The sequence below is a fragment of the Phenylobacterium sp. genome (assembly GCF_030651185.1).
Classification (GTDB): domain Bacteria; phylum Pseudomonadota; class Alphaproteobacteria; order Caulobacterales; family Caulobacteraceae; genus Phenylobacterium.
Genome location: NZ_JAUSCJ010000029.1, coordinates 119,048 through 133,977 on the forward strand (window position 1 = coordinate 119,048; position 14,930 = coordinate 133,977).

At 68.2% G+C, this 14,930-nt stretch carries 13 protein-coding genes; 7 read left to right on the plus strand and 6 right to left on the minus strand.

Annotation, left to right across the window (positions count from 1 at the left end):
* The first annotated feature begins 26 nt into the window (after window positions 1-26).
* From Q7J39_RS13805 to Q7J39_RS13820, 4 genes are read left to right on the plus strand one after another with little or no spacing between them, the layout of a single operon-like run.
* The gene (locus tag Q7J39_RS13805; protein WP_304825990.1) at window positions 27-446 is read left to right on the plus strand and encodes an EF-hand domain-containing protein; all 420 of its coding nucleotides are present in this window, start codon (window positions 27-29) and stop codon (window positions 444-446) included.
* Window positions 447-478: 32 nt separating this feature from the next.
* A complete protein-coding gene (locus Q7J39_RS13810) occupies window positions 479-1,024 on the plus strand; it encodes an RNA polymerase sigma factor (RefSeq protein WP_304825994.1) in 546 nt (181 codons plus the stop codon).
* 10 nt (window positions 1,025-1,034) lie between these two features.
* The gene (locus Q7J39_RS13815) at window positions 1,035-1,457 is read left to right on the plus strand and encodes a hypothetical protein (protein WP_304825997.1); all 423 of its coding nucleotides are present in this window, start codon (window positions 1,035-1,037) and stop codon (window positions 1,455-1,457) included.
* The gene (locus Q7J39_RS13820) at window positions 1,457-1,939 is read left to right on the plus strand and encodes a periplasmic heavy metal sensor (protein WP_304826000.1); all 483 of its coding nucleotides are present in this window, start codon (window positions 1,457-1,459) and stop codon (window positions 1,937-1,939) included. Before Q7J39_RS13815 ends, Q7J39_RS13820 begins: the two co-directional genes overlap by 1 nt.
* Here Q7J39_RS13820 and Q7J39_RS13825 read toward each other — a convergent pair.
* From Q7J39_RS13825 to pepN, 3 genes are all read right to left on the minus strand, one after another.
* A complete protein-coding gene (locus tag Q7J39_RS13825) occupies window positions 1,936-4,467 on the minus strand; it encodes an ATP-binding protein (RefSeq protein WP_304826003.1) in 2,532 nt (843 codons plus the stop codon). The two genes, Q7J39_RS13820 and Q7J39_RS13825, sit on opposite strands and share 4 nt — an antisense overlap.
* A gap of 100 nt (window positions 4,468-4,567) precedes the next feature.
* Window positions 4,568-5,086, minus strand: a complete 519-nt coding sequence (locus tag Q7J39_RS13830) for a response regulator (RefSeq protein WP_304826006.1) — start codon at window positions 5,084-5,086, stop codon at window positions 4,568-4,570.
* Between the two features lie 107 nt (window positions 5,087-5,193).
* Window positions 5,194-7,809 carry an aminopeptidase N gene (gene pepN, locus Q7J39_RS13835; RefSeq protein ID WP_304826009.1) on the minus strand — a complete coding sequence of 872 codons (2,616 nt, stop codon included), beginning with the start codon at window positions 7,807-7,809 and terminating at the stop codon, window positions 5,194-5,196.
* 194 nt (window positions 7,810-8,003) lie between these two features.
* On the opposite strand from pepN, the gene Q7J39_RS13840 reads away from it, so the two are divergent.
* Complete coding sequence (locus Q7J39_RS13840; protein WP_304826012.1) at window positions 8,004-8,651, plus strand: OmpW family protein; 648 nt, start codon at window positions 8,004-8,006, stop codon at window positions 8,649-8,651.
* Window positions 8,652-8,655: 4 nt separating this feature from the next.
* Here the strand turns inward: Q7J39_RS13840 and Q7J39_RS13845 are convergent, their stop codons facing one another.
* Entirely contained in the window at window positions 8,656-9,231 is a 576-nt protein-coding gene (locus Q7J39_RS13845; protein WP_304826612.1) for a hypothetical protein, read from the minus strand.
* Window positions 9,232-9,374: 143 nt separating this feature from the next.
* Here Q7J39_RS13845 and Q7J39_RS13850 point away from each other — a divergent pair, with 143 nt between their 5' ends.
* The gene (locus Q7J39_RS13850; protein ID WP_304826015.1) at window positions 9,375-10,496 is read left to right on the plus strand and encodes an acyl-CoA dehydrogenase family protein; all 1,122 of its coding nucleotides are present in this window, start codon (window positions 9,375-9,377) and stop codon (window positions 10,494-10,496) included.
* Window positions 10,497-10,509: 13 nt separating this feature from the next.
* Entirely contained in the window at window positions 10,510-11,736 is a 1,227-nt protein-coding gene (locus Q7J39_RS13855) for an acyl-CoA dehydrogenase family protein (RefSeq protein ID WP_304826018.1), read from the plus strand.
* On the opposite strand, the gene Q7J39_RS13860 is transcribed toward Q7J39_RS13855, so the two are convergent.
* Window positions 11,733-12,953 (minus strand): glycosyltransferase, encoded by a 1,221-nt coding sequence (locus tag Q7J39_RS13860; RefSeq protein WP_304826022.1) that lies wholly within the window; start codon window positions 12,951-12,953, stop codon window positions 11,733-11,735. The two genes, Q7J39_RS13855 and Q7J39_RS13860, sit on opposite strands and share 4 nt — an antisense overlap.
* Before the next feature lie 103 nt (window positions 12,954-13,056).
* Window positions 13,057-14,772 carry a VWA domain-containing protein gene (locus Q7J39_RS13865; protein ID WP_304826025.1) on the minus strand — a complete coding sequence of 572 codons (1,716 nt, stop codon included), beginning with the start codon at window positions 14,770-14,772 and terminating at the stop codon, window positions 13,057-13,059.
* Window positions 14,773-14,930 lie beyond the last annotated feature (158 nt).

The window sequence follows — 14,930 nt, forward strand, 5'->3', positions numbered from 1 at the left end:
TCCGCAAGCTCGTCGAAAGGACCCCTATGAAGCGTCTTCTGATCACCGTCGGCTTTCTGGCCGCGGCCGGCTCCGCCCAGGCGCAGATGGGCCGCGGTCCCAATCCGGACCTCGACGGCGATGGCAAGGTGACCTTCGCGGAGTTCAAGAAGGTCCAGGCCGACACCATGTTGGGCAGGCTCGACTCCGACAAGGACGGCAGGATCACCAAGGCCGAGAGCAAGCCGATGGAGGACATGGTCGCCCGGTTCGGCGGCGCCAAGGCGAGCGCCCGTATCACCGAGATGTGGAGCAAGGGCGACGCCAACAAGGATGGCGCCCTGTCGCGCGCCGAACTGGACACGGGGTCCAAGCGCCGCTTCGACGTCGGCGACACCAATCGGGACGGCTGGCTCAGCAAGGATGAACTTGCCACCATGCGCAAGAACCGGGGCCGTGACGGTTAGCCAACTCAACGTCGCCCCGGGTGAGGTCAGGTTTGGACTCAGATCCGGACGAGGAACTGCTGGCGCGGGTGGCGCAGGGCGATCCTGCCGCGGTGCGGGCGCTCACCGGGCGCAAGCTGCCGCGCGTGCTGGCCCTGGCCGGCCGAATGCTGGGGGAGGCGTCCGAGGCCGAGGACGTGGCCCAGGAGGCGATGATCCGGGTCTGGCGCCAGGCGCCCACCTGGACGCCTGGCGTGGCGCGCTTCGACACCTGGCTGCACCGGGTGACTTTAAACCTCTGCTACGACCGGCTGCGCCGCCGCCGCGAGATACCAACGGAGACACCGCCGGAACAGGTCGACGTCGGACCGGCCCCCGACCGCGGCCTGGAGGCCGCCGATGTGGGCCGCAGGGTCGGCTCGGCGATGCAGGCCCTGCCGGACCGTCAGCGCGAGGCGGTCGCGCTCTGCCACTATCAGGATCTCACCAATATCGAAGCCGCGGCGATCATGGGGGTCAGTGTCGAGGCCCTGGAAAGCCTGCTGTCGCGGGGGCGCCGCGCCCTGCGCGTGGCGCTTTCGGATATGGTGGCGCCATGAGGGGACGCCCATGACCCGAGACCGTTTCCTGGAACTGGCCGACGCCCACGGCAGCGCCGTGGCCCGCTGGCCCGCCGCCGAGCGGGAGGCCGCCGCGATCCTGATGGCGGCCGAGCCGGAGTTCGCCCGCCAAAGCCTTGCCGCCGCCGACAGGTTGGACGCGGCGCTGGACCTCTGGGCGCCGCTCAGCGTGCCGCAGGGGCTGCGCGAAGTGGTGATCGCGGCCGCTCCCTTGGCCCGCCCGCGTGGCGGATTGCGCGCATGGCTGCTGGGCGCCGGGGTGGGCGCGGGCTTGGCGGCGGCGAGCGCGGCGGGCCTGGTGTTTGGCGTCGTCCTGTCTGGAAATCTCGCCGCTCCGACCGATGCTCCGGAGGCGGTAAGGGCGGCCATGGCCGGCTATGACGATCTCTCTGAGACCACCGAAGGCGCCTGATGCCCAGCCAACGCACATTGACCCTGGCCCTGGTGGCGTCGGTCGCCCTCAACCTCTTCGTCATCGGGGCGGTGGTGGGCGTCGTGGTCCTGGGCCACCGGATGCGGGAGGCGGTCGGCGGCGCCAACCGTCCGCGCCAGCCGCTATGGAGCGCCGCCGATACCCTGCCGCCGGAACACCAACGCGCCTATCGCCAGCTCCTGCGCGGGCAAGCAGGTCCCGTCGGCGGCCAGATGCGGCAGGCGCGGCAGGCGCGGCGGGACGCCTGGGGCGACCTCGGCGCCGAGCCCCTGAACGGGCCGGCCGTTTCCCGGCGCCTGGCCGAGGCTCGGGCGCTCGAGATGACCGCCCGCGGGGGGGTGGAGGATCGGATCGTCGCCTTCGCCGCCACCCTGCCGCCGGCTGAACGCGCGGACCTGGCCAAGGGGTTGGCCCTCAGCGGGCCGGGGGGCCGGGGCCCGCGCGAACGCCGGCAGCCCTAGGCTGCGGCGATCCCCGCCAAGGCCGCGCCGGTCTGGCGGATCGGCAGGGAGAAGCTGACCATGGTGCCTTCGCCGGGAGCGCTTTGCATGTCTAGCGCGCCGCCGTGCATCTCCACCAGGGACTTGGTGAGCGCCAGGCCCAGGCCCGTCCCCTGCGTGGTCTTGGAGTGCTGGTTCTCAACCTGCTCGAAGGGGCGGGCCAGGCGGGCCAGGTCGTCCTCGGCGATGCCGATGCCGGTGTCCTGCACACTGATGCGGATGCGCTCGCCCAGGGGGTCGTGCCGGCCCTCGGCGCGGATGGTCACCCGGCCGCCACGCGGCGTGAACTTGATGGCGTTGGAGAGCAGGTTGAGCAGGATCTGTTTGACCGCCCGGTAGTCGGCCTCGATCTCCGGCAGGTGCTGCGGGAAGTCGATGGCCAGAGCCAGGCCGGTCGCCTCGGCGCGGTTGCGCACCAGCCGCACGGCGTCCTCGGCCACCTCCTCGAGGGCGATGGGCTCGAACTTCAGGCTCATCTTGCCGGCCTCGATCTTCGACATGTCGAGGATGTCGTTGATGAGGGCCAGCAGGTGCTGACCCGACGACAGGATGTCCTGGGAATAGCCCTTGTAGCGCGCGTCCCCCAGGGGACCGAACATCTCCTGCGTCATGATCTCGGAGAAGCCGTTGATGGCGTTGAGTGGGGTGCGCAGTTCGTGGCTCATATTGGCCAGGAACTCGGACTTGGCCTTGTTGGCCCCCTCGGCGCGAACCTTTTCCATCTCGTACTTGCGGGCCAGTTCGGAGAGCTGTTCCTGGCTGCGCTCCAGGCCCACCACGGCCTTCTGCAGGGCCTCCTCGTTCAGGCGGCGCGCCTCTTCCTGGGTCTTGATGGCGGTGATGTCGGCGGCGCTCATCACCAGGCCGCCCTCGGCGGTGCGGCGCTCAGAGATCTGGATCCAGCGGCCGTCGTTGAGTTCGGCCTCGCGGACGCCCTTGCGGCCGTCCGATGCGTCCATCTCCTGCTTGATGGCCAGCTGGGCGAACCGGTTAACCTGCTCGCGCGACGCACCGGGCTTCAGCAGCCGGGGCTCCAGCGAGAAGAAGGTCCGGTAGTTCTTGTTGCACATCAGCAGGCGGCCGTTGCGGTCCCACAGGACGAAGGCCTCCGACACGCTCTCGATGGCGTCGCGCAGGCGGTTCTCTGCGGCCTGGGCGCGGGCCTGGGCCATGCGCTCCTCGGTGACGTCGAGGGCGACGCCGATGATCCGCGAATAGCCGTCGCGATCCTTGTCGCCGAAGGCCTGGCCGCGGGCGTCGATCCAGGTGGGGCGACCGCCCTGCAGGGACGGCACCCGGAACGAGACATCGAAGCCGCCATAGACGGCGGCGGTCGAGAGCGCCTGGCGCAGCCGGTCGCGATGGTCGGCGGAAACTCTTTCCAGCACCGCCTGGCCATCGACAATGCCGCCGCCGCCCCAGCCGAAGATGGCCCCGGTGACGTCGGACATGAACATCTTGTCCGCGGAGAGGTCCCACTCCCAGATGCCGCAGCGCGCGGCCTCCACCGCCAGGCGGAACCGCTGCTCGGAGTCGACAAAGGCCTTCTGGGCGTTCTCCACTCGGTTGCTCTGGTTCAGCAGCAGCAGGCCCAACAGGAAGGCCGCCGCCAGCGGGGTCAGCAGCCAGGCGAGTTGCTCGGCGGAGGTTTGGATCTCCATCGGTGCGGAGCTGGCGCCCGCCAGAACGTAGAGCCCCCCACCGAGCGCCGGCCGCGCGGCGAGGTCCAGCGAGGCGCCGTCCGGCCCTTGGGCGCGGCTCAGGCCGCCGTCCAGTTTCAGCTCCTGCGGCGTGGTGGCGAAGGCGGCGTTGACGGTGTCGGCGGCGCCGACGCCATTGGCCGGGCTGGCGGCCAGGATGCGGCCTTCTGGGGTGGCGATCGCCTCGGGCTTGGTCTTGGAAAGCCAGGCGCCGAGGTGGGTCGGATCGCCGGCCACCACGATCCAGCGTTGGCCCTTGCTGGTGGCGGCGGCGGTCGCTGCGGCCAGGGCGGGGGCGGACTGGCTGGTGACGCCCTGCCAGACTTCGCGCTTGGAGCCGGCCGCGCTCTTGGCCAGTTCCTGCCAGTCGAGGCCGCCAGGGAGCCCGGCCACGGCCACCACCTCTTCGTCGGAGATCACGGCCACGGCCACGGCGGCGCCGACGCTGGCGCGCAGGCCGCTCTCGGCTGCGGCCATCGGCTGGTCGCCATCCCGTTGCAGGGCCTCGCGCGCCGCCAGCAGCCCGCCGCGCAGGGCTGCGGCCTCGGTGTCGAGGTGGGCGGCCACCGCTTCGGCGCGGCTGGGCAGGGCGGCGTTGGCGGCGGTGGTGATCTGCGGCTCGCGTTGGATGCGGGCCACGGCGAAGGCCGTGTAGACCGCCAGCATCAGCAGGGTGGAGAGGATGGCGATACGCGCGAAGGTCTGGGTCGGCAGCGCTCGAACGCCGGGCGCGTTGTCGCGCCCCTGAGGCCGACTGGCCTCGGCGTCCTCACCCCCGCGTCTGGCCAACGCCCGTCGCTCCTAAACCCGAGTCACCCAAGGTGCGAGTCTAGGCGAGCGGCCCCCCCGCGTCACGAGAGTCATAGGGTCACAGAGACCCTAAGCGCCGCTATTTGCGCTTGCGGTCCTTGCGGCGCTCCGGGCCCTTGTACTTTGGGTCGTCCACACGCCGCCGGTCGGGACCGAAATAGCCGGAGCTGGAGCGCACATAGGCGCGCGGATGGTCGATCACCGCCATGATCCGCTTCATCAGGTCGGCCGGCGTGAAGGGCTTCACGCAAAACTCGTTCACCCCGGAGTCGCGGGCGGCATAGACCCGCTGCCGGTCGGCGTGGCCGGTGAGCATGATGATCGGCACGTAGGGGGTTGGGCTGGTGTCTTCCTTGCGTAGCCAGCGAGCCAAGGCGACTCCCTCCTCCTCGCCCATCATGTAGTCGAGGATGATGATGTCGATCATCGCCGCGCCGGGCAGAGTGCTGGCTTTGATCTTGGCCTTGGCTTCGGTGATGGTCTTGGCTTCCACCACGGAGTCCACGCCGAAACCGCGCAACATCGTCTTGACCAAGTCGATGGCGTGGATGTTGTCGTCCACGACCATGAAATTGATGCGGGCGAGCGAAATCGACATGTACGGCGGTTTCCCTAGGTCAGCCTGTGGGCGCCAGTCTCCGCCAACGTCGTCACAGGTCTGATTTTCAACAAGATTCGGCTCGGCGGCAATCGCCGTAAAACGCCCTAGTCCGCCAAGGCCTTCGTCGCCAGCTCGTAGACGTTCTTGGAAAGCCCCTCCGTCGCCGCGATACGCTGGAGCTCAGCCTTCATCAAGGCGCTTAATTTGGGGGCATAGCGCCGCCAGCCGCCGAGGGGCTCCACGAACCGGGCGGCCGTCATCGGATTGAACCCGTCGACCGCCAAGATAGTGTCGGCCAGGAAGCGGTAGCCTGAGCCGCTGGGGTCGTGGAACTGGGCCTGATTGGCCGCGAAGTTGGAGATCAGGGCGCGCAGTCGGTTCGGGTTCGTCTGGTCGAAGGCGGGGTGAGCCGTCAGACCCATGACCCGGCCCAGCGCCCCGTCTGAGGGATCTCTGGCTTGCAGGGCGAACCATTTGTCGATCACCAGGGGCTCGTTCTTCCAGCGCTCGTAGAAGTCCACGAGTGCGGCGTCGAAGGCCTCGCCGCCCAGCAGCATCAGGGCGTTCAGACCGCCCATGGCGTCGGTCATGTTGATCGCCGCCCGATAGTGGCCATCGGCCAGGGTGGTGACCTCGGCGCGCGGATTGGCGGCCAGCAAATCCAGGGTGGCGTTGCGCAGGGCGCGGCGTCCGGCGCTGGCGGCGTCCGGAGAGAACTCGCCCAGTTCCTGCAGCCCGATGTGCAGGCGCTTCAGGTCGTCCTCCAGGTGCAGGGCAAGCCGGGTGCGCAGGGCCTCGCGGGCCTCGTGGATCGCGCCCGGGTCGGCGGGCTTCATGCCCAGGGCCAGATCGGCCTCCGAGGGCAGGGAGAGCAGAAGGGTCTTGAAGGCGGGGTCCGCGGCCTGGTCGGCCAGGCCGCGGCCCAGGGCCTCGGCATAGCGTTCCTCGCCGACCTCGTCGGGCTTGCCCAGGGCGCGGCTGGTGATCAGGGCGCGGGCGAGATCCTGGCCGGCCTCCCAGCGATTGAACAGGTCCGGGTCGCCGGCCAGCTGGACGTAGCGGTCCTTGGGCTGGGCGTCGGTCTCCAGGGTCACCGGCGCCGAGAATCCGCGCAGGGCGGAGATCACCGGCGCGGAGTCCACCCCCGTGAAGGTGACGCTGGTGGTGGCGCCATTCAGCACCACGACGGTCTCGTCCAGGGCGGCTCCGTCGCGCAGGAAGGCCTGGGTGCGGCCCTCGCCGTCCAGCAGCCCGATGCGGACCGGGAGCGGCAGGGCGCGCTTGGTGGGCTGGCCCGGCGTCGGCGCCGTGGCCTGGGTCAGGTCCAGCTTCAGGCTGCGCGTGTCGGGGTCATAGCTGTGCTTGAGGGTGACGTTGGGTGTGCCAGCCTGCTCGTACCAGGCGAAGAACTCGGTGAGGTCATCGCCGGTGACGTCGGCGAAGCAGCGGATGAATTCCTCCACCGTGGTGGCGTGACCGTCCCAGCGGTCGAAATAGAGGTCCATGCCCTCCCGGAACTTCTCATCCCCGATCAGGGTCTTGAGCATCCGGATCACCTCCGCGCCCTTCTCGTAGATGGTCGCGGTGTAGAAGTTGTCGATCTTCAGATAACTGGCGGGCCGCACCGGGTGGGACAGCGGACCCTGGTCCTCGGAGAACTGCCGCGCCCGCAGGGTCTTCACGTCCTTGATCCGCTGGACGGCCTCGCCGCGCATGTCGGCCGAGAAGCTCTGGTCGCGGAAGACCGTCAGGCCCTCCTTCATGCACAGCTGGAACCAGTCGCGGCAGGTGATGCGATCGCCGGTCCAGTTGTGGAAGTACTCGTGGGCCACCACGCTCTCGATCCGCTCATAGTCCAGATCGGTCGCGGTCTTCTCGTCGGCCAGCAGCAGGGAGGAGTTGAAGATGTTCAGCCCCTTGTTTTCCATGGCCCCGAAATTGAAGTCCCGCACGGCGACAATCATGAACAGGTCCAGGTCATACTCTCGGCCGAACACCTCCTCGTCCCACTTCATCGCCCGCTTCAGAGAGTCCATGGCGTAGGTGGCCCGGTCCGACATGCCGGGGTCGACATAGATCTTCAGGTCGACGGTGCGGCCGGTCATGGTGACGAGCTTGTCGGCCAGCTCGTCCAGTTCACCCGCCACCAGCGCGAACAGATAGGCGGGCTTGGGGAAGGGGTCGTTCCACACGGCGTAGTGGCGGCCGCCGGCCATCACGCCGGACTCCATCAGGTTGCCGTTGGAAAGCAGGCGGTGGAACCGCTTGTCGGCCTCGACCCGGACCGTGAAGCGCGACAACACATCGGGACGGTCGGCGAACCAGGTGATCTTGCGGAAGCCCTCGGCCTCGCACTGGGTGCAGTACCGGCCGCCGGACATGTAGAGGCCGTCCAGGGCCTTGTTGGCCTCGGGATCGATCTCGACCTCGGTCTCCAGGACGAAGATGTCGGGGACGTTGGGCACCGTCAGGAATTCGGCGTCGATGGTGCGCTCAGCCTCGCCCAGCAGCTTGCCGTCCACGGCCACCGAGATCGGCTTCAGCCGTTCGCCGTGCAGCACCAGCGGCTCGGCGTGCGCGCCATTGCGCTTGATGCTGAGCTTCGCCTTCACGCGCGTGGCGTTGGGCTCCAGGGCGAAGACCAGTTCGGTGGTCTCGATCAGGAAGGCGGGGGGACGATAGTCGGTAAGCCGGATGGGCTGGGGAGTCTCTGTGCGCATCGAACAGATTTAGGCGATCCCGACGCGAAGGGCGAGCGCCGTGGCGTGGAAACTCATCGCTGAGTTTGTGGCGCACAGACGACAGGCGTCTCGCATTCAAACGGGTGTTTGAGCCATGTCAAAGTCAAGCTCGGCCGCCGGCGCGATGACCCCGACAGCACGGCGCTCCCTCCGTGCCTTGAGGGGATAAGAAAATGAAAGCCTCCACCCACGCGCTCGCCCTGGTCGGTGCGCTGGCGCTCGCCGGCTCCGCCCAGGCGCAGGAGTTCCAGCCCAAGGAAAAGGGCTTGCTGATGCTGAATGTCCGCGCCACGGCGATCTCGCCGACCGCGGACGACGCCATCACCACGGCGGCCGGCGCTCCCACCGGCCTGCATGTCGATGTCGGGGATGACTATAAGCCGTCTCTTGGCCTGTCCTATTTCCTCACCGACCATGTCGCCGTTGAGGTGATCGCCACCACCAGCCAGCACACCATCAAGGCCCAAGGCCCGGCGACGGACGTGACGGTGCACAAGACCTGGGTCCTACCGCCGGTCGTGTCGCTTCAGTACCACTTCGCCCCGGCCGCCAAGGTCAGCCCCTATGTCGGCGCGGGCGTGAACTACATGCTGTTCCACAGCGGCAAGGATCAGAACGGCTTCAAGGTGGAGCTGGATGACGGCTTCGGCTACGCCCTGCAGGCCGGCGTCGATGTCGCGGTCAAGGGGCCGTGGAGCGCCAACCTCGACGTCAAGAAGGTGTTCTTCGAGACCGACGCCAAGATCAACGGCGGCGCCCTGAAGTCCAAGGTCAAGCTCGACCCGTGGGTTCTCTCGGTGGGCTTCGGCTACAAGTTCTAGGCCGCTACTCGGCGGCGTGGGGGGCCGATTCCGCCATCGGCTCATCCACGCTTGCCGGGACCTCCCTCAGATACTGGTCGATCTTTGCCGCCTGTTCGGCCAGCCGCTGCAGTTCCGGCGGCGCGCCGGGGGTTTCTTCGATCATCGAGGTCAACTGGCGGGCGACCGATAGCAGTCGGGGCGCCGAGGCGATGAGCCGCGCCTGGAACTCGATCTTGTGGGGATCGCGGTCGTATTCGGCGCCCGGCGTGCGCCAGCCACCCCAGTCGTTGGCGTCCGTGACCACGACCGGATAGCTGCCCGGATAGGGATGATGGCGGCAGTTCTCGGGCGTCTGCCACTTGTTGCGGGCCCGCAGCAGCCGCCAGGGGGCGCCGTCCTCAGCCAGCAACGCCTCGGACTCCTGCTCGGGCTTCAGCTCGTGGGCCTGGAAGTCGCGGCCCAGACCCACGTCATAGGTGACGCGCACGGGCTCATCGAAGCCGCGCGCCCAGACCGGCACCAGCTTCTCAATGATGGCCCAGGCGCCAACGCTCTCGACCCAGACGCGCTGGTTCTTCTGGAATATCGCCTTGGCCATCCATACGCCCTTCGAGGTCGCCTGCAGGGTGCGCATAAGACCCTGAAATCCTTGACGCGAGGTCAATCTTTCCACGGCGCGCGAGGCGCGTATGTTGACGCGCGAGGAAACTTCAACCGGCCGAAAACGGCGGATGGGCGAACATGAATTTCGATTTTTCGGACGACCAAAAATTCCTGAAGGGCGAGGCGCGCAAGTTCCTTGAGGCCAACTGCCCCACCAGCCGCGCCCGGGGGGTGCTGGAAAACAGCGCCGCGGGCCATGACGCCGAGCTGTGGAAATCCGTGGCGGCGCAAGGCTGGCTGGGCGCCGCCATTCCTGAGGAATTCGGCGGCCTGGGCCTGGGACATCTGGAACTCTGCGTCATCGCCGAGGAACTGGGCCGGGCGGTGGCCCCGATCCCCTTCGCGTCGACCGTCTACTTCCTGGCCGAGGCGATCATGCTGGCCGGCGATGATGAGCAGAAGACCTATCTGCTGCCGAAGATCGCCGCCGGCGAAATCATTGGCGCCATCGCCACCTCCGAGGGCCCCGGCGCCACGACCGCCGCCACGCTCCAGTCCACCGTCACCGACGGCAAGCTCACCGGGGTGAAAATCCCCGTGACCGACGGCGACATCGCCGACGTCGCCCTGGTCCTCGCCAAGGAGGGCGGCAAGCCCGGCCTCTACCTTGTTGAATTGACGGGCGAGGGCGTCACCCGAGAGGCGGTGAAGACGCTGGATCCCAGCCGTGACGCCGCCAAGCTGATCTTCAAGAACGCCCCGGCCCGTCTGGTCGGGAAATCGGGCGAGGGCATCGAACTTACGGAGCAGGTGTTCGATCGGGCCGCCGTCCTGATCGCCTTCGAACAGTGCGGCGGATCCGACCGCTGCCTCGAGATGGCCAAGGAATACGCCCTTGAGCGCTACGCGTTTGGCCGCGTCATCGCCTCTTACCAGGCCATCAAGCACAAGCTGGCCGACATGTACGTCAAGAACGAGCTGGCCCGCTCCAACGCCTATTACGGAGCCTGGGCGTTGAACACCAACGCGCCCGAGTTGCCGGTGGCCGCCAGCGCCGCCCGCATCGCGGCGTCGGAGGCCTACTGGTTCGCCTCGAAGGAAAACATCCAGACCCACGGCGGCATCGGCTTCACCTGGGAGATGGACTGCCATCTGTTCTACCGCCGCTCGCGTCAGCTCAGCCTGGTGGCCGGTGCGCCCCGGGTCTGGAAGGAACGCCTCGTCAGCCACCTCGAACGCCGCAACGCGGCGGCCGCCTAAGGGACATCGGATCATGGATTTCAACGACAGCCCCGACGAAGCCGCCTACCGCCAGCAGGTCCGCGAATGGCTTGAGGCCAACGCCCCCAAGACCCGCGTCGGCGGCGACCCCGAGGGCGGGGACGGCATGGCCGCCTCCAAGGCCTGGCAGGCCAGGAAGGCCGAGGCCGGCTACGCCTGCATCACCTGGCCCAAGGAATGGGGCGGGCAGGGCGGAACCCCGGTTCAGAACGTCATCTTCAGCCAGGAGGAGGCGAAGTATCCGATCCCCGGCAATCCATTCCAGATCGGCCTGGGGATGTGCGTCCCCACGGTGATGACCTTCGCCGACGAGGAGACCAAGAAGCGGTTTGTCGGTCCTGCCCTGCGCGGCGAGGAGATCTGGAGCCAACTGTTCTCCGAACCCTCCGGTGGCTCGGACGTGGCGGGCGCGCGCACCAAGGCTGAACGCGCGCCGGACGGTTCTGGCGACTGGATCATCTCGGGCCAGAAGGTGTGGACGACAGGCGCCCAGTTCTCGGACTTCGGCATCGTGATCACGCGGACCAGCCCGGACAAGCCCAAGCACAAGGGCCTGACCATGTTCTGGATCGACATGAAGGACCCTGGCGTCGAGGTGAAGCCGATCCATCAGATGTCGGGCGGGTCGGGGTTCAACGAGGTGTTCTTTACCGACGTGCGGGTCAAGGACAGCCAGAGGCTCGGCGCGGTGGACGAGGGCTGGAAGGTCAGCCTGGTGACGCTGATGAACGAGCGGCTGGCCGTAGGCGGTCAGACCGGCGCCGGCTGGCAACAGTTCATGGAGGCGGCGCGCAACACGCCCGGCCTCGACGGTGGTTCGGCCCTGAAGGACGGGGCGCTGCGCGAGAAGCTGGCGGACTGGTACGTGCAGGCCGAGGGGCTGAAGCACACGCGTAACCGCACCATGACAGCGCTTTCACGAGGCCAGACGCCCGGCCCCGAGAGCTCGATCGGCAAGATCATCTCGGCGGTGCAGATGCAGGAGCTGGGCAATACGGCCATCGAGATGCTGGACCAGTACGGGATCATCGACGATCCGGAACTGGCCTCGCTGAACGGCGCCTTCCACTTCTCGCTGATGTTCGGCCCGGGTCTGCGGATCGCCGGCGGGACTGACGAGATCCTGCGCAACATCATCGCCGAGCGGGTTCTGGGCCTGCCCGGAGACATCCGGGTCGACAAGGACGTGCCCTTCAAGGACATGCCGACCGGTCGCTAGGCTCTCCAGGCCATCGGCTGCGGCGCGGCCGAGCCCATGACGAGTTCGCCATAGAGGCGGGTAAGGCCCTCAAAGGTCCGCTCCCAGCTATGGCGCAACTCGGCTCGAGCGCGGGCGGCGGCCGAAAGGTCCCCGAGATTGCGGGCGAACAGGGCCTCGATCGCTTCGGCGAGACCGCCGGGGTCGACCTCGTGCGCCAGTTGGCCGACCTCGTTGTCGATCAGCTCGGAGACGCCCCCGCGCGAGGGCCCCACCACCGGCAGACCGGCGGCCAGGGCTTCCAGCACGACAAGGCCGAAGGGCTCGTTCTCATTGGCATGGACGCAGGCGTCGCAGCTGGCGATCAGGCGCGCCAGGGCCACGGGATCGGCCTCGTAGTCAAGGCTGATGACCTGGGGCGAGATGCGCACATCCTTGCCCGCGCCCACCAGGATCAGGTGGTAGGGATCGCCCAGGCGTTCCACGGCGCAGACGATGGACTCGATGTTCTTCTCACGAGCCGGCCGGCCGGCGAAGACCAGGATGCGGGCGTTCCAGGGCAGGCCCAGCCGCTTGCGCAGGGCGGCAGGATCGGCCCGACCGGGATGGAAGAGCTCAGTGTCGACCCCCAACATCTGGACGCTCACCTTTTCCACGCCCGCCTCGGCCAAACGCAAGGCCATGTGGCGGCTGGGCGCCACCACCCGGTCGAAGCGCTGATAGACGTCGGCCCAGCGCTTCATGGCCGGGGCTTCCGCCCAGTCGCCGAAATGCAAGGCCGCGAGCGCCGCGGCGTCGGTGTGGCAGAAGCCCACGACCGGGACGCCCAGCATCTCGCCGGTGTCGAGAGCCGCGTGGCCCGGCACGAAGATGTCCCCGGCCTCAAGGATATCGGGCGACAGCATCCGCAGCACGGTTTCCCATTTCGCGGCGTTGGCGGGCATGCGGTAGCCGTCGCCGAACGGCAGGCGGGCCGCGGCGACGGTGACCACGCCGGGTTCGGAAAGGCCTGTGGTCGCCCCCGGCGTCACCAGGGTATGGCGGATGTCGGGGCGGCGCTTGGCCAGCCAGGCCTGCTTGGCGTTCAAGTAGCGCTTCACGCCGCCGGAGCGCGGCGCGTACATCATGGTGGTGTCGATCAGGTGGAACCCCACGCGGCCCGGCGCACCGAAATAGGGCGCCTCGGAGGGGTCCAGACGGATCAGGTTTTCCTGGTCCGGAGCGGTGACGTCATACACGCGAGCGCCCTCATGTGGGGGTGGGGTCTCATCAGGCAACGAACGGCGCGGCCGTTTGTTGCGGCCGCGCCTCCGGTTGAAGGCAGAACGCATCGCCGTGGATCTAATTTCCTGATTCGTTGACGGTTTTCGTTTCGCCGGCGGCGCGGGCGAGTTGGACAAACTCGGCGCGCAGTCCGTAGGGATCAGCCCCCCTGGCGCCCTGGGCGAGGTCGCCCACCGCCTTCCAGCCGAAGTCCCTGGAGATCCAGGGATCGCCGCGCAGTTTCTGGCCGAAGCCGGCGACGGCCAGGGCCCAGCGCGTGGGCTCCGGGGCCTGATCGATCCGGGCGTAGGTGTCGGCCGGTCCGATGGGACGTTCGATGAGCTTGGAGGTTTCGCCGCCCGGCAGCTTGTAGCGGACCTTGAGGAAGGCGATTTCGCCGCTGGGCGCTGGAGCCCGCGCGGCCGGGGCGGCGTAGCGCAGGGGGTCGCTTGAGGGCAGGGCGCCCACAGGCGTCACCTCATAGAGGGCGGTGACCGAGGTTCCCGAGCCCACCTCGCCCGCGTCCACCCGGTCATTGTTGAAGTCCTCGCGGTTCAGCAGCCGGGTCTCGTAACCGATCAGCCGGTATTCGCTGACGGCCTTGGGGTTGAACTCCACCTGGATTTTCACGTCGTCGGCGATGGGGAACAGCGAGCCCGAGAAGTCGTCCCGGAAGCTCTTGCGGGCCTCGTTCAGTGTGTCGATGTAGCCGGCCGTGCCGTTGCCATTCTGGGCCAGGGCCTGCATCAGCGTGTCATTGTAGTTCCCCTCGCCCAGACCGTAGACCGAGAGATAGACCCCGGTCTTGCGTTTCGCGGCCACGAAGTCCGTGAGTTTGGCGGGGTCGGCGACACCGACATTGAAGTCGCCATCGGTCATCAGGATCACCCGGTTGACCGCCTTGGCGTCGAAGTTCTGCACGGCCAGGTCATAGGCCAGAGCCAGGCCCTGGCCGCCGGCCGTGGACCCGCCTGACTCCAGAGCGGCCAGGGCGCAGCGCATCTTCAGCTTCTCGCGGCCGCTGGTGGGGGCCAGCACGGCGCCGGCCGAGCCGGCATAGGCCACCATCGACACCCGGTCCTGGGGGCGGAGCTGGTCGACCAGCAGGTTCAGGGCCTTGCGCGCCAGAGGCAGCTTGGCCTCGTCCGACATCGAGCCGGAGGTGTCGATCAGGAACACCAGGTTCAGCGGCGGCTGCTGGGCGCGGGGGATGTCGTAGCCCTGCAGACCGATGTGGACGATCTGGCGGTCGGAGGACCAGGGGGACGGGGTCACCGCCACAAAGGGTTTGAACGGAACCTGGGCGTCGGTGGGCTTGGCGTAGCCGTAGTCGAAGTAGTTGATCAGCTCCTCGACCCGGACGGCGTCGCGGGGTGGGCTCTGGCCATCGTTCAGGAAGCGCCGGACATTGGCGTAGGCGGCGGTGTCCACATCCACCGAGAAGGTGGAGACCGGCTCCTGGGCCGTCTGCTTGATGGGGTTGGCCTGGGCGTGTGGATAGCGCTCGTTGTTAACCTCGCCGGGCGTGGGACCGGGCATGAAGGGCGCGGAACGGGCCGCCCCGGTCACGACCATCTCCTGCATCGGCGCGGCCTTGGCTGCGGGGTAGGGGGCGGGCGGTGGTGGCATGGACATGGCCGGCGGGGCGTACACCGCGCCTCCGACCATGCGGCCGCGCCGGCTGTAGGAGTCGCGCCGATCATCGGCCCTGGGGAAGCCGAGGGCCTCGCAGGCGGCGGGTGTGGGCGCCCCATCCCGAATCGCCGACGCGGCCATCGGCGCTGCGGGCGCCACGCCAGATGCCGCAACTGTAAGCAAGCAAAGCGAGACGCGACTTAAGTTCCGTGCAGCGACCATCGTTCTCAGCGCTCCGAATAAGTCCCTCAAGGCGCAGCTTGGCGCGTCATCTGAGGCGAAAACGCGACGAACAGGGGGCTTGGCGAAGGCGGCGT

Coding starts and splice junctions, on each gene's coding strand:
- Q7J39_RS13830 (WP_304826006.1), bottom strand. CDS start 5,086: ATGTCGATTTCGCTCGCCCGCATCAATTTCATGGTCGTGGACGACAAC.
- Q7J39_RS13845 (WP_304826612.1), bottom strand. CDS start 9,231: ATGGCCAAGGCGATATTCCAGAAGAACCAGCGCGTCTGGGTCGAGAGC.
- pepN (WP_304826009.1), bottom strand. CDS start 7,809: ATGCGCACAGAGACTCCCCAGCCCATCCGGCTTACCGACTATCGTCCC.
- Q7J39_RS13820 (WP_304826000.1), top strand. CDS start 1,457: ATGCCCAGCCAACGCACATTGACCCTGGCCCTGGTGGCGTCGGTCGCC.
- Q7J39_RS13840 (WP_304826012.1), top strand. CDS start 8,004: ATGAAAGCCTCCACCCACGCGCTCGCCCTGGTCGGTGCGCTGGCGCTC.
- Q7J39_RS13850 (WP_304826015.1), top strand. CDS start 9,375: ATGAATTTCGATTTTTCGGACGACCAAAAATTCCTGAAGGGCGAGGCG.
- Q7J39_RS13815 (WP_304825997.1), top strand. CDS start 1,035: ATGACCCGAGACCGTTTCCTGGAACTGGCCGACGCCCACGGCAGCGCC.
- Q7J39_RS13805 (WP_304825990.1), top strand. CDS start 27: ATGAAGCGTCTTCTGATCACCGTCGGCTTTCTGGCCGCGGCCGGCTCC.
- Q7J39_RS13855 (WP_304826018.1), top strand. CDS start 10,510: ATGGATTTCAACGACAGCCCCGACGAAGCCGCCTACCGCCAGCAGGTC.